18 protein-coding genes are annotated in these 19103 nt (G+C 55.9%); 4 read left to right on the forward strand and 14 right to left on the reverse strand.

Features of this window, described 5'->3' with window-relative positions; genetic code table 11:
- Window positions 1-163 precede the first annotated feature (163 nt).
- Window positions 164-1444 carry a Y-family DNA polymerase gene (locus DBP26_RS19600; RefSeq protein ID WP_108239182.1) on the reverse strand — a complete coding sequence of 427 codons (1281 nt, stop codon included), beginning with the start codon at window positions 1442-1444 and terminating at the stop codon, window positions 164-166.
- On the reverse strand, window positions 1431-1862 hold the full coding sequence (gene umuD, locus DBP26_RS19605) for a translesion error-prone DNA polymerase V autoproteolytic subunit (RefSeq protein WP_108239183.1): 432 nt from the start codon (window positions 1860-1862) through the stop codon (window positions 1431-1433). Before umuD ends, DBP26_RS19600 begins: the two co-directional genes overlap by 14 nt.
- Before the next feature lie 99 nt (window positions 1863-1961).
- On the opposite strand from umuD, the gene DBP26_RS19610 reads away from it, so the two are divergent.
- Window positions 1962-2663, forward strand: coding sequence for an SOS response-associated peptidase family protein (locus tag DBP26_RS19610; RefSeq protein WP_108239184.1), 702 nt, complete (start codon window positions 1962-1964; stop codon window positions 2661-2663).
- Between the two features lie 268 nt (window positions 2664-2931).
- Window positions 2932-4059 (forward strand): HAMP domain-containing sensor histidine kinase, encoded by a 1128-nt coding sequence (locus DBP26_RS19615; protein ID WP_108239185.1) that lies wholly within the window; start codon window positions 2932-2934, stop codon window positions 4057-4059.
- A gap of 1236 nt (window positions 4060-5295) precedes the next feature.
- Here DBP26_RS19615 and DBP26_RS19625 read toward each other — a convergent pair.
- A complete protein-coding gene (locus tag DBP26_RS19625) occupies window positions 5296-7287 on the reverse strand; it encodes an acyltransferase family protein (RefSeq protein WP_158541444.1) in 1992 nt (663 codons plus the stop codon).
- Between the two features lie 249 nt (window positions 7288-7536).
- Here DBP26_RS19625 and DBP26_RS19630 point away from each other — a divergent pair, with 249 nt between their 5' ends.
- Window positions 7537-7848, forward strand: a complete 312-nt coding sequence (locus DBP26_RS19630; RefSeq protein WP_108239187.1) for a hypothetical protein — start codon at window positions 7537-7539, stop codon at window positions 7846-7848.
- A gap of 322 nt (window positions 7849-8170) precedes the next feature.
- On the opposite strand, the gene DBP26_RS19635 is transcribed toward DBP26_RS19630, so the two are convergent.
- The 11 genes from DBP26_RS19635 to DBP26_RS19690 form a co-directional block, all read right to left on the reverse strand.
- Window positions 8171-8617, reverse strand: a complete 447-nt coding sequence (locus tag DBP26_RS19635) for a structural protein P5 (RefSeq protein ID WP_108239188.1) — start codon at window positions 8615-8617, stop codon at window positions 8171-8173.
- 60 nt (window positions 8618-8677) lie between these two features.
- Window positions 8678-9046, reverse strand: a complete 369-nt coding sequence (locus DBP26_RS19640; RefSeq protein ID WP_108239189.1) for a phage tail protein — start codon at window positions 9044-9046, stop codon at window positions 8678-8680.
- Window positions 9043-9384, reverse strand: coding sequence for a hypothetical protein (locus tag DBP26_RS19645; RefSeq protein WP_108239190.1), 342 nt, complete (start codon window positions 9382-9384; stop codon window positions 9043-9045). The genes DBP26_RS19640 and DBP26_RS19645 overlap by 4 nt, the downstream gene beginning before the upstream one ends.
- Complete coding sequence (locus DBP26_RS19650; RefSeq protein ID WP_108239191.1) at window positions 9384-10097, reverse strand: hypothetical protein; 714 nt, start codon at window positions 10095-10097, stop codon at window positions 9384-9386. The genes DBP26_RS19645 and DBP26_RS19650 overlap by 1 nt, the downstream gene beginning before the upstream one ends.
- A gap of 9 nt (window positions 10098-10106) precedes the next feature.
- Complete coding sequence (locus DBP26_RS19655) at window positions 10107-10802, reverse strand: hypothetical protein (RefSeq protein ID WP_108239192.1); 696 nt, start codon at window positions 10800-10802, stop codon at window positions 10107-10109.
- Window positions 10803-11110: 308 nt separating this feature from the next.
- Window positions 11111-14875, reverse strand: coding sequence for a phage tail protein (locus DBP26_RS19660; RefSeq protein WP_108239193.1), 3765 nt, complete (start codon window positions 14873-14875; stop codon window positions 11111-11113).
- Between the two features lie 57 nt (window positions 14876-14932).
- Window positions 14933-15541: a tail assembly protein gene (locus DBP26_RS19665; RefSeq protein ID WP_108239194.1), complete on the reverse strand. Its 609-nt coding sequence runs from the start codon at window positions 15539-15541 to the stop codon at window positions 14933-14935.
- A gap of 48 nt (window positions 15542-15589) precedes the next feature.
- Window positions 15590-16021: a hypothetical protein gene (locus tag DBP26_RS19670; protein ID WP_108239195.1), complete on the reverse strand. Its 432-nt coding sequence runs from the start codon at window positions 16019-16021 to the stop codon at window positions 15590-15592.
- A gap of 108 nt (window positions 16022-16129) precedes the next feature.
- Window positions 16130-16936 carry a KilA-N domain-containing protein gene (locus DBP26_RS19675; RefSeq protein WP_108239196.1) on the reverse strand — a complete coding sequence of 269 codons (807 nt, stop codon included), beginning with the start codon at window positions 16934-16936 and terminating at the stop codon, window positions 16130-16132.
- 253 nt (window positions 16937-17189) lie between these two features.
- Complete coding sequence (locus DBP26_RS19685; protein ID WP_108239198.1) at window positions 17190-18098, reverse strand: Bro-N domain-containing protein; 909 nt, start codon at window positions 18096-18098, stop codon at window positions 17190-17192.
- Between the two features lie 67 nt (window positions 18099-18165).
- A complete protein-coding gene (locus DBP26_RS19690) occupies window positions 18166-18327 on the reverse strand; it encodes an Arc family DNA-binding protein (RefSeq protein WP_108239199.1) in 162 nt (53 codons plus the stop codon).
- A gap of 113 nt (window positions 18328-18440) precedes the next feature.
- On the opposite strand from DBP26_RS19690, the gene DBP26_RS27385 reads away from it, so the two are divergent.
- The gene (locus tag DBP26_RS27385) at window positions 18441-19097 is read left to right on the forward strand and encodes a helix-turn-helix transcriptional regulator (RefSeq protein ID WP_146749677.1); all 657 of its coding nucleotides are present in this window, start codon (window positions 18441-18443) and stop codon (window positions 19095-19097) included.
- The last annotated feature ends 6 nt before the right edge of the window (window positions 19098-19103 follow it).

The raw sequence follows: 19103 nt of genomic DNA on the forward strand, positions 1-19103 counted from the left end.
AAGACCGTTATAGAAAAACAACCGGGCCGCGACCTCGGATGCAATTGGAGTTCCCATACTTTTTTGAAATCACCGGCCTGTACACCGCATTCCACAAGGGCCTCGCTTTTAGTTTCGGAACGGTTTTAGCCCCCTCCTTAGGCGTTCTGCCGACCTATACCCCTCAGTTACATTTGACCGTCCAGAGCTGATCGAGCCGTGTGGTAAAGCTCTGGCTCATCAGCTCCCTCCGCATCGCCCAGGCCGGATCGGACGGAACGCTGGCCGCGCGCAATGTCCCCCGCCCCCACCGCCCATTGATCTCATCTAAAACCTCCATCACCTTCCCTGCCGCGGCAGATTGAGACGCCGCGAACAGGTCCTCAGTGAATTCGCCTGGCTGCCGCAAATCCATCAGCAGTACCTCGGCCTTGCTGTACTTGAAGCCAGGCCGAAACAGTCGGTTCACGGCTTCGACCGCCGCCTTCGTCAGCAGCCGGACATCGTTCGTTGGGTATGGCAGTTCAACCAGTGCGCCGTTGGCATACTTCGCTTCCTCCGGATTGAACATCCCGGTGCGGATGCTCACCCTGATCTTCTTGCACATCGAGCCCTGTGCCCTCAGCTTCTCCGCCGCACGCTGGGTGTATGTGGCCACGGCTTCCTTGATGGGCTCGATCTCACTCTGGCGGGTGCCGAACATCCGGCTGCAGCAAATCTCCTGTTTTGGTGGATCTGCCTCGCTGAGCTCCAGGCACGGAGTACCGGCCAGCTCCCGAGCCGTCTTCTCGATGACCACGCTGAATTTCTGCCGCAGCGTCCAGGCGTCGGCCTGGGCCAGGTCCATCGCCGTCTTGATCCCCATGGCTTCGAGATGCGCCCTCATGCGCTTGCCCACGCCCCACACCTCACCCACTTCGGTGTTGCGCAACGTCCAATCGCGCCGAAACGGTTCGCAGATGTCGACGACCCCGCCGGTGTGCGCTAACAGCCGTTTGGCCGTATGGTTCGCCAGCTTGGCCAGCGTCTTCGTGCGAGCAATACCGACGCCGACCGGAATGCCGGTGTGCTTCAGGATTCGCGCACGAATCTCGCGGCCGAATTGGGTCAGATTCCCTGGGATGCCAGTCAGATCAGCGAAGCACTCGTCGATCGAGTAAATCTCGGTCGCGGGTACCATCGATTCGATGATGGTCATGACGCGCTCAGATATCTCGCCATAGAGCGCGTAATTACTGCTGAACGCGACGACGCCGTTTCGTCGCAGATGGTCGCGGATCTGGAAATACGGCTGGCCCATCTTCACGAAAGGCTTCGCGTCGTACGAGCGGGCTATGACGCAGCCGTCATTGTTCGACAGCACCACGATGGGTGTCCTGGCCAGGTCAGGCCGGAAGACTCTTTCGCAGCTCGCGTAGAAACTGTTGCAGTCGATCAGCGCGAAGACGGGCTCAGGCCTTGTCATGATCGCGAACGCTGTATTTCACAACGCCCCAAATCACAAGCTCATCGCCTTCCATAACGTGCCGCGCCGGATATTTCGGATTTTCCGACTGCAGGATGATTTCGTTTCCGCGCATGTGCAGGCGCTTGCACACCGGCTCAGTGTTGAGCGCCGCGATGACGATGTCACCGTGCTCGGCATACAGGCTGCGGTCCACGATCACCAAATCGCCACAGTAGATCCCTGCCCCCTGCATCGAATCCCCCTCAATCTTGCAGAGGTAGACGTGTGGCGCGCGGATGTCAAACAACTCATCGAGGGAGATGTGCTTCTCGATGTGGTCCGCCGCGGGCGAAGGGAAGCCTGCCGGTACGTGAAATGAGTATAGAGGCAGCTTTTCGCCGTGCGCTGATAGTGGGCCGAGGATGGAAACGCTCATGATGCAAGCCTTGCTCTGGGTAGCTGTACGTATATACAGTTAACGTTCTGGATCGCTTGCGGTCAATCTCATGGGTGGGAAATTTCGACGGGTGACAGCATGTGCGGACGCTACTCGATCTACGAATCAATGGACCATTACCTTAAAGAGCTTGCGCCAGAGCAGTTGGTGATCAACGGGTACGACCTGTGGCCGATTGAGCGCTACAACGTCGCGCCCTCCACTCGGGTGGAGATCATCCGACCGGTGGACGGCGGATTGAGCGTGGACAAGGTGAAATGGGGATGGTCGCCTTTCTGGGCGAAGAAGGATGCGAAGCGCCCTACCCCCATAAACGCCAGGGTCGAGACGGTGATGACGGGGAAGTACTTCAACCAGCTGTGGCCGAATGGGCGTGCACTGGCCCCGGCAAACGGTTGGTTTGAGTGGGTCAAAGACCCGGACGAACCGAAGAAGAAGCAACCCTTTTTCATCAGGCTGAAGGAGGAACGCCCGATGTTCTTCGCCGCGTTGGCTGAAGTATATCAGGGGATGGAGCCGGACCCGCAGGATGGTTTTGTGATCATCACTGCGGATTCGGATCAGGGTATGGTGGACATTCATGACCGGCGCCCGGTGGTGCTGAGCCCGGAGCATGCGCGGGAGTGGGTCGATCCGGAGACCACGCCGGAGCGTGCCGCCGAGATCGCCAAGGAATGTTGCCGCCCAACTGATGAGTTCACCTGGTTCGAAGTGAGCAAGGACGTTGGAAATGTGAGGAATCAAGGCCCCCATTTGATTCTTAAGAAAGCGAAGCAGTAATCATTACGCCTCACGGCATACCGGAGGACTAAATGGGCGCATGGCCGATCATGCGGGCCCATAACATCCCCTACTACTAATGTGCGCCCAACCGGCATACTTCCGAGCCTAGCCACCGAGCGCCGTGAACGGCCTAAATGCTTCGGCTGTCGTCCTAAAGGCTGACGAACCTGCCCCTTCGGTTGGACTTAGACTTCATGTGTGCCGTTGGACTGCTTCAAAAGTGTTTAGGGACGCCATAGGTTTAGACGGTCTGAGGACCTTTAATATGAGATTGTCAGATTTTATCCTAACCAACCTGGAACCCATCCTTCAGGAGTGGGAAGATTTTGCTCGGACGGTGAAGACGTCTAGACCCGTTATGGATTCAACCGGTCTGCGGAACCACGCTGAATACGTAATCCGGACCGCCGCTCTCGACATGCGCAAAGATCAAGATGAAGATCAGCAGATCGCAAAATCCCAAGGTTTGGGCCCTCGAGAAACTGGAGAATCTGCCGCCGAGACTCACGCAGAGACGCGCTTTGCGGCTGGGTTCTCTTTGGAGCAGATGATTTCGGAGTACCGAGCGTTGCGCTCAAGCGTTCTGAGATTATGGCTTCGGGATTTAGCGACAAACCAAGCTCAGCAGGTAGCAGACGTCATCAGGTTCGACGAAGCGATAGATCAAGCACTCGCTGAGTCCGTTGCCACCTATGGCCGAGCAGTCGAAACCACCCGGACAACTGTGCTCGGCGTACTGGGACATGATCTAAGGTCGCCGTTAAGCTCGGTGCTCATTGGAGGGGACCTGATTCGGCGGAACAAGGAAGCGTCAGAACGAGTTCGTCAATACGCCGATCAGGTCTATTCGAGCGCGGTGCGTGCCAGCCGTATGGTTGACGATTTACTTGACCTGGCCCGATGCAACGTTGGCTTAGGCTTGGCGATGAACTTGGAGACGAACGACCTTGCGAATGTCTGTAGCAAAATCGTTAATGAAGTTCACTCCGCTCATCCTGAAACAGAGCTTCTTATTGAGTTGCGGTCGACCGAGATGATTGGGGCATTCGATCCTCATCGCGTCGAACAAGTGATCTCAAACCTCATCGTCAACGCTATTCGTCATGGCGATGCAGACCGGCCGATTAGAGTGACGCTCGAGCGAGCTGATTCGATGGCGGTACTTGAGATAACCAATTACGGAGATCCAATCCCTCGTGAAGCGATCCCAGACATCTTCGGGCCAAACGCTCGATTTTCAAACCTTGCGAGCCGAGCTCAGGGACGCCAGGACGGACTTGGGCTGGGCCTCTACATTGCTTCGGAGATAGTCAAAGGCCACAGAGGACAGATCAGCGTGCGATCGGCAGAGAGAACTGGGACAACATTCAGAGTTGAATTGCCCGGTTTCTGAATCAAGAAAAACTAAAAAGCTAACGCCCAGCGGCCTTTAGCGCTTTCTCCAGTTCCACCCAGGGGAAGCGACGCTCACCGTTGAGACAGCGATCAGCATGCCTGAATGGTTCATCCTTGCACTCTGCCAACTGCTCCGCTTGGCAGCCGCGGCATGTCACCTTCTCCGCACTCAGCCGCCAGTGAGCGCTCCAATCTGTTATTAAAGTTGTGGGCATAGCATTGATCCGATTTCAGCTCTCACTACTCGATTCACGCAGCCCCCTCCCTGTTCCCGGATTTATACAGATGAGGCGACGAGCGTTGGGCGAGAATACCGATTTCATAGGCGAACTTCACGCTCGTCGGGAAAAAGCAATCGTACGGATAATCTCGGCACCTTTTTCGAATAGCTATGCTCACATTATCAGGGAGCAATATCTGTCAGGGAGGGCATATGCCGCAGAGTTCTCGTTCTCAACGACAAATGGAAAGTCTGCGCCGGATGCGCGATTGGCACCTGAAGCAGGCATTGAGAGCAAAAGTGGAGGGTCGCGAGGATCAGGCTGTTTTCCATTACCGGTACTACGATCTCCTTGGCCCCGCCGTTGAAGAGGATCCTCGATCGAAATAGCTGTCGCATGTAAGCCCACTGGGCGACTCGGCGATCGCGTTCGCCCCTTCAAACTCTGCCATCGCCCACTCCCTCCCGGCATCGACAAGTTCGAGCATTTCGTTCAGATCCTCGATGCCGACCTGGCGCGCAGAAAATGCTCGAACAGCCAAGACCGAGAGCTTGCGCCTGAATCCGTCGGGATCTATGACGTGTTCTGCCGACTGACGGATAGCCCCGCCCCATTCTGCCAGCGGGCCATTCAACGCGGCACCACCACGACTGAAAGTAATACACCCCCTCTACCTCTTCCACACCTGAGACATTCATCCCGTTCTGCGCCATGCTAGTGACGCTGGCATCAACCAGGCTTGGCAATTCATCAAGCCCTGTCGCGGAAGTGTTGAACACTCTGGCTGTGATTGTGACGCGACCCAGCGCTTCATCGCGATCTTCTCGAATGTGGACATCGCCCATTGCAGGCGTTGCCTTGCGGACCTCTTCCTTTGTGAGGGCGACACCGAGCCGCCTGCGTGGGGTGATGAGGAAATACATGATGGGCTGCCAGAACTGTATGTACATACAGTTAACTGGCAATCGACGTAAAGGGTCAATACTGGATGCGATGGCGAGCGACAGGTGACGTCAGCGCTTGTCGCCTTCGAGATTCCTCATGATGGCAGGAACCAGTATCCCTTGGGCGACATAGACCGATGCCGCTGGTGAGATATGGCTGTTGTCAAAGGTAGTCAGGCCGATTTTACGATCTGAACCTATATAAACCATGCATCCGTCACCATTGCATATATTCGAAATCATGGAGATGTACTCGAAGCCTCCCTGCCCTTCGCCGTACTTGGCCTGCAGAGATGCATCAGACACTAGAACGTCTTGAACGACGTCATCCTTGATAAAGCGAGGTGTAGATTTCCAATATTTACGCAGGACGATCTGATAAAGCTTGGTTTCCCAGCGTGGCACCGGCCCCATAACAATTACGTGCTTCACCCCATATGATTTCAGAGCGCCAGCAATCTGAGGGAGGCTGTTCGAAACGTCGTGACCGATGATTTGCCCGATTATGACCACATCTGGCTTTTGGTCTTTTATGGTCTGTATGGCGAACTGATTAGATCTGCGGCAGTACTCAGCAGGCGAAGTGTCGACCTCTGGAAGATTTGGCAGGCAAGCCGAACTCGCGGCGCTTAGGATGCCAATACCTGCTGGCAGTTCATGGGTTACGCCATAGATATACATCTGAGAATGTGAGTCGCCCCAGAACAGCACCTTCTTTGACGCGGCAGACTTGTAGCACTTCTCTGCAATGCTTAATACTGGTACGTTCGTGGCTGCACCGCTAAAAAATGCTGTCTGATCGTACCAATCGCAGTCGTAGCGGAAACGTTCTGGGATCTTGTTTTCAGTGAAGTAATGCCACTCCGGGCGCCCATTGGCGAAGTATTCTGCAAATTCTTGGCGCTCATCCTGTCGTCCCGGAAAGCCGTTTTTATGGACAGTCGTTGCGCTTACAGCAATGAATGCGAGGGCAATGACGATTAGCCCAGCGAATGCTTTTGGTCCAGGCACATTGACACGCAGTGGCGTCTCGATCAGAAGATATGTGAGATAGGCCAGAATGAATGCAGTTAACACCAACGCAACACGAATCCCCGTAGAAGGTGTCCCGGACAGGTCGATATAGGCAAATGAAAAGATTGGCCAGTGCCACAGATAAAGCGGATAACTGATCAGCCCGACGAACACCATGACTCGGTTTGACAGGATCTTGCGATTAACCCATGCCTCAGGGCCGCCAGCAATAATCAATGCAGCACCTACGACAGGCAGGAGCGCCCAGTATCCTGGGAACCGAGCCGTCTTGTCGATTAAGGCAATCGCCAAGGAAATCATGATGATGCCTGTAAAGGACATCAGGTTGCCGGTTGCATCTGAAGCCTTGAGTCCACCCTTACGAAGAGATAGGTAAGCCAGAATGCTCCCGGTGAGGACTTCCCAAAAACGATACTGAGGAAGGAAGAACACGCCAGAAGGGCTGTCAGCTAAGAAGGCCACACCTAAGATAAACGATGCTAGCCACATTGATACCAATGCTGGCAGGAGTGGGATCTTCGCCTTGTGCAAAGCGATCAGAATGATAGGGAAGACTAGGTAGAACTGCTCTTCCACCCCAAGCGACCAAAGATGAAGTAGTGGCTTTGTTTCAGCGCTGGCGTCGAAGTAGCCTGATTCAGTGTAGAGCAACACGTTCTGCAGAAACCCAATGCCAGCCATGATGTGTTTCGACAGAAGTTTAAACTCATCTCCCATCATGACTGCCCAGCCAGCCGCAAAGGTGGCAGCTATCACTACCATGAGGGCGGGGAATATCCGCCTGACACGACGCATGTAGAAGTCGTAGAAGCTGAAGCTCCCCTTCGATACAGCCTTCATAATGATGCTGGAAATCAGATAGCCAGAAATCACAAAGAAGACATCAACCCCGACAAATCCACCCGTCAGCAAGGCTGGAAATGCGTGGAAAAGCACAACCGACAAAATGGCAATCGCCCGCATACCGTCTATATCGGGACGATAGCTCAAGTGAGGATTGTGCTTTTCCGCGAAGTGAAGGCTCATCAAACAATTCCCTTGAAAGTAGAAACCGGGCCGATGCCTGGCTGGCATCCTGAATGGGGCGGCATTCTACGTTTCGATGAGCAATCGGCACAATGCACTATTTTGCTCGGTCGTCTCCCTCCAAAGCCGACAGCCGTGCATCAAACCCGGCAGCGATGAAGGCAAGCAACTAATCCACTTGGAAAGCCTCCCGCGTCGTTACAGCTCATCTACCATGAATTTCGGTAGCCTCATCGTATCAGGCGCTCCATGACGCCAGACCACATCGCGATGCCAGCGGCAATCCGCAAAGAGCTTGACCATCTGCTTTCGACGATCAACAGGTCGCCCGACAGCGATGAGCTTGAAGGTGACGGTAATCGTGCAGAGAATTTTTTGCTGGATATTGAGCGGGCCAAGGCGCTGCAACCTGCATTGATCGAGACGTCGTATCTCCTGGTTGAGCAGGCCGTCGCGGCCCGCAGCGGTGAATTGCAGGCGCAAAGCCCACAGGAACAGCTCTACGAGCCTACAGACCGAAGCCCGCGGTACTCCCTCGGCGATCAGCGATGCTGCGCCTAACAGTCAGAGCCTAGCTATCCGGCTCCTGACGCCAGCGGTGTTGAGCGCCGTCCCCAGTTCTACCCAAGGCTACCGGCGTTCTCCGTAGAGACAGCGATCAATATGCACAAATGGTCGATCTTTATACTTTTCGACCTGCTCCGCTTCGCAGCCGCGGCATATCACCTTGTCTGGACTCAGCCGCCAGTGAGAGTTCCAGTCGATTATTAACGTTGTAGGCATAGCGCTTATTCGATCAATTCTCTGACGCTTGATTCAGGCGAGTCCCAGTTTGTTCCCAAGGCTTAGACATTGAGTGACGAGGGTGCAGCGGGATTAGCGATCATGCCAAAGCCCGCCGCACGCCCTCGGCTATCACCGACGCCGCGTAAGGCACGCCCCCGTTCTCCTGCTTGATGATGCCGGTGGTGATGGCAATCAGCGTGCGAAAGTTGCGCAGATCGATCGGCTGATTCGGCGCAACGCCCACGCCGTTCGCCACGGCCTTGATATAGGCATCGGTGTCGTTCTCGACGCCCGGTGCCCACCGGTTGATGACCTCGCGAACCGTGTCGATGCCGGTTGCGCCCACGCCTGGCATCCCATCCTTGCCCCGATACGCCAGCACCAGCTTGGCCAGGGCGCGGATGCCGTTCTCTGCGGTGTCGAATCGGGCGAAGCGCTTCTCAATCGAGGGATCTGGCGGGAGCTGGCCCTGCCACTGGTTGCGGGGGTTGTAGTCGATATTTCCGGGATTTCGGTTCCGGACTCCGCGGGTTTCTGCAGGCATTCACTTTTCTCCAGGCATAAAAAAACCCGCTCAATGGCGGGTCGGGTCGCGTGATCGCGATCAGACGGTGTCAGGCGCCAGCGCGGCGGGATCGGCGGCGATATCAGGGATGGCAGGAGCCGTTGGCCAGACAGGTGCTGCAGGCCAGGCAGTCTGCTTGGTCACGTTGCCTAGGGCATATTTGTAGGTCTTCCAGGCCTTGAGGCTGACGGTCAGGGCGGCGAGCTCGTTCTCGTCCTCCTCCGTCGCTTCGCCGGAATCGACGCCGTACCCCAGCGTATCGACACGGTCTTGGATCCTGGCGATCTGCTGAGCAGCGAGAGTGTTTCGCGATGCAAGTTCTGCCTTGGCGGCGGCCAGCGTTGCGGCGGCAGCGGCGGCATCTTTCATGGCCTTGGTGATGAGTTGCGACCAGTCGATATTGCTCATGCGGCGGGCTCCTGCGTGATTTCCTGTAACGCTACTGGCTCAGGCAATGGCTGAGGAAAGGCAACCGGCCCGTCGGCCACGTTCAGCAGGTCGGCCGGAAATGCCTGCTCCTGGCTGTAATTCACCGGCAGCGGCAACGTGAGCGTCACGACGAGCTCTTCACCGATCTTGTCGACGTCGCCCACGAACCAATCCGATGCGATCGCGGACCGGGGTAGCGTGTCGCCGTCTGCCATCCGGGAGAAGTCAAACGCTTCGCCATTTAATGTGAGGACACTGCCTGACTTGATGACTTCAAGTTTTTCATCGCTGATCTGAGGGGAGAGTTTGATAATCATCAGAACCACCGGCCCGTGGCCACTAGGTTGATATAAGCACCTGCGCCAGCCACCTGGGTTGCCGAAAATGCACGGTAGTTGCCCCATTCGTTGATCCCATTTGCAGACCACGAAGAAGCCCAGATACCACCCGACGTGCCGTTGGTGGCTATCGAGGCTTCTGCCACCACGACGGGTTGTTCTACAAACGCTGCAGGAAAGGCGCCGCCGCCATAGGCGTTTGATGCATAGACGCTGCCGACGGCTGTGGTTAGCGCGTCAGTGGCCACCCGCTTCTGACAAATCTGGGTGCCATCGGCGAACCTGATCCATGTGCCGTTCGCATTGACGCCTCTCGCAACCACGTCCCGGCCGCCTAATGTCAACCGGTAAGGAATATTAAGCTGCCCCTCGTACGAATAGGTCATCGTAGGACCACCTTGCGTGTTGTCCGCATTCACCGAGCGCCAACTGAATCCGCCGCTCCCTCCGCCCTTGTTAGCGGTGAACGCCATATGACCGGAAAAGCCGCTGCTGTCGGTCGGGTCGTTCCAGCCTGTATAACCGCCTTGACCAGCGCCATAGCCTGCCGCAGACAACACGCGCAAGTTCTGAATGGCTGGGCTGGTGGCCAATTCGGCGAAGTTTGCATTGATTTTAATGAATGCGCTGCGCGGGGTATCACCCCCGACGCCTGTAGGAGGAGTACCCAGGTTAATTGTCTGAACTGCCATTTAAGACCCCTAAAAATTAGAAACATCGACAATCATGTATGCGGACTGGTAGGACGAAGCCGCCGGGTACCCATCCGAATTAGCTGGGCGGTCGTTATAGGTGTAATACTCTTGGTTTTTGTAGATATTGACCTGCGTTGATGGGGTAGACGCAAAGCTTCCAGAATAGCCACCGACAGCAATAGTCGGGGTGCCTGGCAATATCTGCGAAACCATGTTCCATGCTCGCTTCGATTCAATTACGGCAGGCAACCTGCCCGCGTACACAGGCTGATATGGATTGGGATTCCCGTCATCTATGGACATTTCAATGAAGTCCAGAACCCTCATATATTTCAGCCGTGAGTCAAATATCAGACTCCCGTTAACCGGATTCCTAACGATAAGCTTTGGCCAGTTCAGCGGCGCTGCAGTGTACTGAGGCAGATCGAATTGCCAGTAACTCACTACGGCATTGCCGCCTGTCGTGCATAGCTGGTAGGTCGCGTTACCGTTGGCATATGTCACATTGAATATCGAGCATGGGTTTGCACATCGGAAAGCCAGAACTCCTTGATCAGACGGCAGGGTCAGGAAGAACTGTGACAAGCCAGGAATATTGGTCGGGGCCGTAGTCACTTGCCCCGACGCTCTCAGCGCAAGGTTCTGATAGGTGTCGTCAATAAGAACATTGCCGGTGTTGTTACGAAACCTCACAGTAGGCACTAATAAACTCCCACGACTATCTGAGTTCCCACGGGAACGTTACTCCAACTTAGAGTTCTTCCAGACCGTGTCACGCTACCACTCAACGGATAGGAGCCAGTGCTACCAGCAGGCTTGTCCACCCCAACCGGAAGCCGCATGAAGTACCAGGGATTTCCGTCAGTGCCAGGGTAGGTGTAACTGCCATTTGTGTTTGAAGCGATTATCCCAATGGTCCCGAATACGCGTGTGATTCTGTCGGACAAGGCCAGAATGGTCGCCCCGGTATCCGGCCGCCTAATTGTTAATCCAGGCATACCAACTCCTAACTACATGCTCAGTTCGACGACCACCACAGATCCAGAGACCATAAACAGGCCGCTTTCATTTAGCTGTAGATACTTACCATTGGTTGCGTTGTTTCTGATCAGCATCTCACCCAAGTTGAAATTCACCGTCATGCGTGGCGTCCCGTAACTGGTGAGCGTTTGTGAGTACAACGTCGAGCCCACTACGCCGTTGACGACCGCCAGCTTGCTGATGAATGCATCTTTGATGAAGGTCTGGTTGCCCACCACCGCGAACGGCGAGGTCGCGTAATCGGCACCCAGCGTCGTCGCGATGACGAACTGGTCAGCGGCAATGACAAACCGGGATTGGAACACCCCGCTCGCGTTGCTCAGTCCAAGGCCGAAACCCGCCCAGGTGAAGTCACCCGCATTATTTGCCTGCAGCTTGACCTGATAGGAGATATCGACCGCGTTTTTAACCCCTTCCGCAGTGGATTGGGCGCGGACTGACGCCGACTGCGCGACCGATATCGCTGCACTCTGCTGGCCCAACTGCACGACGACGTTGTCGGTTCGCTGCCCTTGAGCCAAGTCGCCCTCAATGATGGCGGACTGAATCGAGTACACGCCGACATAGGTCTGCTCCGATCCTGCGTAAGAGGTGGTTTCGCCAGCCATTGCCGGGTTCACCTGGGCATAGACACCGCCGATCGCTTGTGCGTTGGCGGATATCTGATTGCCCTGATTGCTGACGGTGCCCTCGAGCGAATCAATGGCGCCCGCTTGGGCGTCCAGCCCAGTATTCGGATCGTTGATCCTGTTGGTGATCGATGTGATCGACTGCCCATGGGAAGTGATGGTCTGACCCTGTTGGGTCACCGTCGTGGACAGTTGCTCGACAGCGCTGGCGCTTGCCTTACCGTCAATTTCAGTCTGCAACCCCTCGATGGTGTCGGCCTGCGCCTCGACCTTGTCGTCGGTTTGCTGGATGTCCACGCGGTTCTGTTCCACCTGCGCCGCCAGCGCCCCGGCTTCCTGAGTAATCTGCCCGGCGTTGGTCCAGTAGGTCGGATTGGGCGGAGCATTGGAGCCGTCTGCGTTTGCTGGGACATCCTGAATGGCGGACCACAGATTGTTTCCAACACGGACCGTGTTGTATTTCACATAGGCGGTGTTCGGGTCGTACACACCTCCACTGACGATCTGGCCGATTTGCTCCTCGAGGTCGGCAACCTGGCCGTCGACATAGGCTTGGGTGGCCTTGCCGTCGATCTCCGCCTTAAGGTCCTGCCCGAACTGGTCCTTTGTGAGCTGGTCGAGCAGCAGATCCAGTACAGGGTCGGCATCGGTACTGGCTATGCCGGAAACGACGGTCCCGTCATTCGGGAACCATGGCCCCACGTTGCCGGTACGATCGACCAGACGTGCCCAGAAAAAAAACCTCTGCCCCGCCCGCAAGCCTTGCATGGTGAATTCGGACTGCGGGTAGGCCAGGTCGCTGAGCTTTGTCGCGGCTTCAAGGTCCGTGGTCGGCCCGTACCAGATTTCGGTCCGCTGGGTGTCCTCGGCACCTGGTGGGAAAGTCCATTTCAGGTGGATGCCGAAGATCAGCGGTGTGGCTACAAGCGAGGTGACTGCCGGGGGCAGACCTTCTTTGCCGTTCAGTTGGGTCAGAATCGAGGTGCGCCAGATCGACGAGATGTCGTAAGCGCTCACCGCGCGGACGCGGGCCAGGTAGGCGCCCGCGTAGATGCCCACGATGTCGACGCTTGTCGCGCCAGTGCGCTGCACCTTGACCCAGTTGCCGTTGTCTTTGCGCCACTCCACGTCGTAGCCGACGGCGCCGTTTACCGCAGGCCAGATGATGGTCATCGTGGTGACAGCCAGGCCTTGTGCAGTGGCGGTTGTCGACGTCAATGTGACGCTCGCCGGCGCGGGTACCACTGTGATCGGGATGACGCTGATCGGACGCTCTTCCAGGCGCGCGCCGGTGTCGATGTAGGCGAACTTGCTCGGCTCGTACTGCAGCGCCGAGATCTCGTATTCGCCCTCGGCCGTGCGCTTGGTGCTGAGCACACGGTACAGCGGAATGGCCAGGTCATCGGCGTCGAGCGCCCACTGCAACTGCGGACTCGGCGTCTCGCTGTAGGCCATCGTAACGGTGATAGCGCGGCCGGCTACCGACTGCACCGTCCGCCCCTCTGCCTTGCCGCTGGGCAGGTTGATGATCAGCCGATCCCCCGCCTTGGCCAGCGTGTCACGGTCCAGCGTCACGACGCGCCCGGCCGACGCGGAAATACGCCCACCAAGCTCACGGCCTGCCAATAGAGAATCAGCGATCGGGATGATGAAGCCAGGCAGCGGGATCGCACCTTCCATGCCGGTCTTGAACATGACGGTGCGGTCCTGGTTATTGCTCAGCACCGCCCACTTGCCTCGGCGCTGAGCCTCAGAGGCGCGCGTGCAGCCGATAGCGCTGATTTCAACTGGCGTGTCGCCCAAACGGCGCTGCAGCGCCAAGTCGGAGAAAGCGGACACATCGGTGTCGTAGTTGTTGGCCGGGTTGTCGTAGCTGACGATCGCCCGCGTGTAGCGGGTTTTCGATGAGGCACTGCCATAGTCGAACTCGCCATCGATCACGTTCGACCGCGTGAAGACATAATCGAAATCCTGCGCCCGCGGCATGTCGGCCTGCATAACCAGTTGGCCCTGGGCCCAGTAGGTCATCCCTCGATAGATAGCCGAGATATCCCGCAGCAGCGTCCAGGCTTCGGCTTTGCCCTGCAGGTTCATGTCGCACAGGAAACGCGGCTCTTGGCCACCAATGCCGTTGGGTACCAGTTGGTCGCAGTACTGAGCGATCCGATAAAGCTCCCACTTGTCCACCATGTACGGCTTGATGCGCTTACCCAGGCCGAAGCGGTCAACCGTGCAGATGCCGAACGTGATCCACGCCGGGTTGTTGGTCCAGGCCTGCTTGAAGGTGCCGTCCCATACTCCGCTGTAGGTGCGCCCGACTGGGTCGTAGTTGCTCGGGACCTGCCACTTGCGGGCGTTGCACTTCACCGTCACCGCCGGAATGTTGCTGAACTGCTCGGCATCGAACTCGATGTAAAGGAGCGCCGTGTTTGGATAGCGCAGTTTCTCGTCGATGACCTCAGTCAGGCCCGCGATGATCATTGTGTCCGCGATCTTGTTGGTGTTCTGGTTCGGAGTCAGACGACGGACGCGAATAAGCCAGCCAGACGTCGACGGGGGCAGATCGATGCGGCGCGAGCGCTCATAGCGGGTGGTGGTCTTGCCGTCGACGGCTTCGCTGAGCACTTGCTGATAAGCGCCCCCATCTGTGGACACATCGATTGCATACTCGATGCGATAACCGCCCACGTTACCGTTGTCATCTTGACGCTGAAGGACTGGCCAGGCCAGGCGGACGCGCACAGCCGACAGTTGGGTATTGGTGACGGACCGCACCCATGGGCTGTCGCTGCGCAACTCGACGTTAACGGTGGTCTCGTTTTCAACGGAGGGGATGCCGGGGATATAGTCCTGTTCAACCGAACCCGAACGCCATTCCCACTTCACATTCGGAAAGTTGACGTTGCCGCTGGCATCGTTGATCGGCGTGTTGTCGAGGTAGATGTCCGCAGCCGTCGGCACGCCGTCGAACTCACCCTCGCCCACCGCGATCAGGATCTTGGCCAAGTTGGTAGAGCGCAGGCTGTCGGCGGCCTCGATCGGCGATTTTGGCTTGCTCTCACCGCCTTTCGAGCCGTGGATATCCAGGTGTTCAACTACGCCCATACTTTTCTCCAGGCACAAAAAAACCGCCTATTGGCGGCCGGGTGTTTCAGTTCAGGGTCAGGCTTTGTCTTCGGCAACAATTGAGGCGGAAATGATCGCCCCGCCCCATCGGCGGTTGCCAACGCAGATCGGTACCGGGTTGCCGCTCGCGACGGTGTTCTTGGCACTGCCGAATGCGTACGAGGGCATATTCTCAGGCGACGCGCTCTGGCGAAGTCCTGAGGCTTGCGGGCTGAGCATTTGGATGACGCCTCCGGCAGCTAGCGCGGCGCCAACTGGTACGAGAGCGGTACTCGCACCACCAGTAAATCCTGACAATCCATAACCGGCCACTATGAGCACCGCGCCGATCACGGTTTGCAGTAAACCTGCCCGCTTGCCACCTTTGATTACCGGCAAAATCCTGAGGGTTTTCGTACCACCCAGTTCGAAGTTTTCGACGCCGACGTTCTGCCCGTTGCGAAATACCGCAAATTCCATTCCTAGCCGCTGCAGCCTTAAGATCTCTTCAGCAAAACCAGGAACAGCAGCTTTCAAAGCCCTGAAGACTTCCCACACACTTCCGGTGTCAAGTTGGAATTGATGCTTTCGGAAGAATTTCCGGCCAAGGATGCTGCTAAGCTCAATAGTCGTTTTAGGGGTGTAGAGGATCGCTGGATCTGACATTTCTACCTTCCAATAAAAAAGCCGCTATTCAGCGGCTCTGGCTTTTAACTAGAGCGAAGTCGGCCTGAGATCAAGACCATTTGTATCGCCAGAGATGCGATATCTCTGCAATTCGCCAGGCTTCAGTTCAAGAGATGTTTCCTTGGTTGGCTGACCTATTTGCAGGCCGCACAAACCAGCACCTTCAGAATCACCAGAAATGCCAATCAAGTGTCGGCCTGGGGAGACTTGTAGCCGGGCAACTTCACCTGTACCAATGCGGGCTGCCACTTGACCATCAAGTAGCAGAGCGACGTAGCATCCACCGCCAGCCGTCCATCCGTTGTCTCTGGTCACCACCAACGTTCCGCCATCTTTTACGGCCGACTGGCGAGCAAGGAGCCTTTGTTCGGGAACAGGTGACGCATCGGTTGACGACACAGGCGTTGTGCCGCATCCAGCCAGCAGAGCAACAGCAAGCGCCCCTACAAAAATTCTCATGATGATCCCTCATTGTGGTTTCGGCAGACTCTATCACCGGCAACAAGGTACGCGAAGCAACAGCACGAAAACCCCGCATCTGCGGGGTGCATTCGTGATCATTAAGGATTAGCTGCGGGAACCGCCTATTACTACTGACGTAGATTCAGCACGCAGCTTGTCAGCCAGGCGCTTTAGCATTTCCTGCACCGACTCTTTCCAGAGGACCTGCTGGACAGGCTTGCCGTCACTGTGCTTTTTCCCTGTGTCGGTGATAACAGCGAATAGCTTGCCATCCGGCGTGACCTCCCAGCGCTTCTTGCCCGGCTTGCAAATCACTTGGCGTTGAAGGCCGCAGTCCGCAAGCAGCTTATTCATGCCGACGGCGCTCATACCAAACTTCGCACCTAGTTCAGTGGGCGTGAAATTCAGCTCCTGCGACTCGTTCACCAGCCGCTTGACCCCGGCCATTTCCATCAGGTCTACGCCAATGGCTGACTTCACCATGCTGTTCGCGCTCAGTAGCGCCTGATTTCCTTCAAGCCCGAACAGCTCGGCAATGCGCCTGGCTGCATCAAGGTTGTCAGCGGCTACGGGCAAGCGTTTTTCTTGCGGAATGTGTTGGTCGTTTGCTGCTACTGAGTCAAAAGTGCGAATCACATGCAGGCTGAACGTAGGGCTGATCCACATCGCGTATGCGTATACAAGCTCTTTGCAAGCATAAGTGCCTGGGGCGCGACCGCCGCGAGCAGTCCTCAAACCGGGAATTCCCGCTTTGCCAATTTCTTCCGCCAGCTCCTTGGCCTGCCCGATCCTCATCCACTCATTCGGCGCATGACGTTTTTCGCCACCGGCTGCACGATGGAAGTCATTCAGGCTGAACCGGCCGTCTTGGTCTTGGTGAATCTCAATGCCCGCAATTATCAAGGCACTCATGCGATCACCCCGTCTTTGATTGCGCCTGGAAGCTTCCGAAGCGGTAGGCAGCCAGCATCCTGCTCACCACCCTGAGAAGGTATAGGGATAAGCCTATACCCCCACCGAGCTTCATTACTTTTCAGCTTGTTCTGTTGAGTTACCCAGTCCAACCCAATGCCATTCACAATGGCTTTCATAGGCACATATGGGTGACCATCGGGCTCTACCAGAGAAAGATTTACGCCGTGAAATGGCACAGTCATCAACGCACTCATGCCATCACCCCATCTTTGATTGCGTAACGCTGAGGCTCATCGATCAGGGCGTTCAAGCCTTTGACAAACGAACCGATGTCTCGCAGCTTGTTGCGCATTGTCCGCACTTCCCACCATGCGCCGTCGACGTCGTAGCCAGCCCGCGTCAGTTCGCTCAAGATCAGCTCGCAAGGTGAGCGAAAGTTCTCATGCAGATCGGAAATCTTCACATCCAGCCAGGCATGTCCATTGCCTCGGTCAACCAACATCGACGGCCTGCGACAGGTCAACGCGTCAAGAGGCTGATGGATATTGAGCCGTCCTGGCTGATCAATCTCCTTCCCAAGATATTCGCCTTCAAGGGCATAACTACCGATGAAGCTACATGCAATGTCGAATTGACCGACAGGTATCAACTCTGTGCGAGGCACATTGAAGCGGGTATGCAGGCGACGGTGCATCGTCATCGCAAAACTCTGCTGCATCGATGCGGGAACCGCTTTTGCCTTGTCGCGAATCAAGCCCTTGAGAACGTTGAGTTCGCTCATCCCTATCAGCTCATCCATGAGGGTTGGCATTTTCTTATGATTGTCCTCATAGCGCCCATGCTTGCGAATCGCTGGCAAAACTTCCGAGGTTATCCATTTCTTGAAGCGCTTAGCCTCAGATTTGCGGCTGCGCAAAATGGCCGAATACAACCCGGACTCGTTAATAACCTGCAGCATTTGTCCGCCGCCAAGGGTACTCACTATCTGAGTACCCTTTTCGTCGTCATCAAGAATGCGGATCATGTTGAACGCATCACGATATTCGAGAGCTACGGCTACGTCGGTCGCAACGAACCATGGCTGATCGCCAATCAGCATGGTGCGAACCAGCTTTTCGCCGAAATTGAAAGGTATTACGTTTGTGCTATGATCGCTCATGACGTTTTTCCTGGTAGTTAGACGTTCTGCTTCATGAGCCTCAACCGTTGGCGCGGTTGGGGCTTTTTCATGCCTTCCTGATCTGCTCATCTTCCAGTTCCAAAGATTTCCGGAGCCGAAAAACAATCTCGCCGCTAAGGCTGCGGCCGTTTTCTAGAGCCTTAAGCTCCAACCGCTCCCTCATTTCAGACAGCATCCGCACGGCCGTTGTGATCTTCAATTTAGTCATGATGCCTCCCTGTTTGCGTTTTGTGAGTTTATTGCCTTTCATGCGTTTGTCAAACAGGTTTTTGCTTTTTGTGAGTTTGCAGTATGCTGCGTGCTGAATAGGAACCCTCGCTTATGAAGAATTTCGCCTCCAACCTGATCAAGATCAGAAGTGAACAAAACATCACTCAGCAAGAACTAGGTGATGCTGCGGGCGTATCCCCCTCACAAATTTCGAGGTATGAGGCCGGCCAGGCTATGCCTAGAAAAACGATGCTGCTTAAGCTTGCGGAGGCACTACACGTGTCGCCAGAGGCCCTGACCGGAGAAACAGATGACAGGCCAAGCATTCCTCTCTATCAAGGGTTTTCCGCACGCCTGCTAGATCTGCGGGCCCAGCAAAAAATCAGCTTAAATACGCTTGCAAAGATGACCGGCATCCCAACATCTGTGCTTCTTGATTTTGAACTCGGCGATCTTTCACCAAGCACCGAAGACCTATATGAATTAGCGAAAGCGCTGGGGGTAGAAGCGACGGCTCTGGGCGGTTTTGAGGATGGAGATGAAACTGTCCGAATTCAGCTTGAATTTGACAATGAGGTCGAAGAGCCCGTAGTCATTGCTGCGACCAAAGCGGCGTACCTCCAGTTTTTGGAGACTTCCGAAAAGTTCGGCATGACTCCCGGAGAAGCGTTATCGGTGTACATGCACAGCTTAGCTGAAGCTGCTTCTGATCCTGAAAATGCGCCGGCTTGGGCGAAGCAGCTCATTCAAGAACTAAAGTTAAAGTAAGCACTC

Source organism: Pseudomonas sp. RIT409, assembly GCF_003052515.2.
GTDB lineage: Bacteria > Pseudomonadota > Gammaproteobacteria > Pseudomonadales > Pseudomonadaceae > Aquipseudomonas.

What these genes read in the sequence shown, in the direction of transcription:
- DBP26_RS19600 (WP_108239182.1), bottom strand. Translation starts at nt 1,444, where the DNA reads ATGACAAGGCCTGAGCCCGTCTTCGCGCTGATCGACTGCAACAGTTTC.
- umuD (WP_108239183.1), bottom strand. Translation starts at nt 1,862, where the DNA reads ATGAGCGTTTCCATCCTCGGCCCACTATCAGCGCACGGCGAAAAGCTG.
- DBP26_RS19610 (WP_108239184.1), top strand. Translation starts at nt 1,962, where the DNA reads ATGTGCGGACGCTACTCGATCTACGAATCAATGGACCATTACCTTAAA.
- DBP26_RS19615 (WP_108239185.1), top strand. Translation starts at nt 2,932, where the DNA reads ATGAGATTGTCAGATTTTATCCTAACCAACCTGGAACCCATCCTTCAG.
- DBP26_RS19625 (WP_158541444.1), bottom strand. Translation starts at nt 7,287, where the DNA reads ATGAGCCTTCACTTCGCGGAAAAGCACAATCCTCACTTGAGCTATCGT.
- DBP26_RS19630 (WP_108239187.1), top strand. Translation starts at nt 7,537, where the DNA reads ATGACGCCAGACCACATCGCGATGCCAGCGGCAATCCGCAAAGAGCTT.
- DBP26_RS19635 (WP_108239188.1), bottom strand. Translation starts at nt 8,617, where the DNA reads ATGCCTGCAGAAACCCGCGGAGTCCGGAACCGAAATCCCGGAAATATC.
- DBP26_RS19640 (WP_108239189.1), bottom strand. Translation starts at nt 9,046, where the DNA reads ATGAGCAATATCGACTGGTCGCAACTCATCACCAAGGCCATGAAAGAT.
- DBP26_RS19645 (WP_108239190.1), bottom strand. Translation starts at nt 9,384, where the DNA reads ATGATTATCAAACTCTCCCCTCAGATCAGCGATGAAAAACTTGAAGTC.
- DBP26_RS19650 (WP_108239191.1), bottom strand. Translation starts at nt 10,097, where the DNA reads ATGGCAGTTCAGACAATTAACCTGGGTACTCCTCCTACAGGCGTCGGG.
- DBP26_RS19660 (WP_108239193.1), bottom strand. Translation starts at nt 14,875, where the DNA reads ATGGGCGTAGTTGAACACCTGGATATCCACGGCTCGAAAGGCGGTGAG.
- DBP26_RS19665 (WP_108239194.1), bottom strand. Translation starts at nt 15,541, where the DNA reads ATGTCAGATCCAGCGATCCTCTACACCCCTAAAACGACTATTGAGCTT.
- DBP26_RS19670 (WP_108239195.1), bottom strand. Translation starts at nt 16,021, where the DNA reads ATGAGAATTTTTGTAGGGGCGCTTGCTGTTGCTCTGCTGGCTGGATGC.
- DBP26_RS19675 (WP_108239196.1), bottom strand. Translation starts at nt 16,936, where the DNA reads ATGAGTGCCTTGATAATTGCGGGCATTGAGATTCACCAAGACCAAGAC.
- DBP26_RS19685 (WP_108239198.1), bottom strand. Translation starts at nt 18,098, where the DNA reads ATGAGCGATCATAGCACAAACGTAATACCTTTCAATTTCGGCGAAAAG.
- DBP26_RS19690 (WP_108239199.1), bottom strand. Translation starts at nt 18,327, where the DNA reads ATGACTAAATTGAAGATCACAACGGCCGTGCGGATGCTGTCTGAAATG.
- DBP26_RS27385 (WP_146749677.1), top strand. Translation starts at nt 18,441, where the DNA reads ATGAAGAATTTCGCCTCCAACCTGATCAAGATCAGAAGTGAACAAAAC.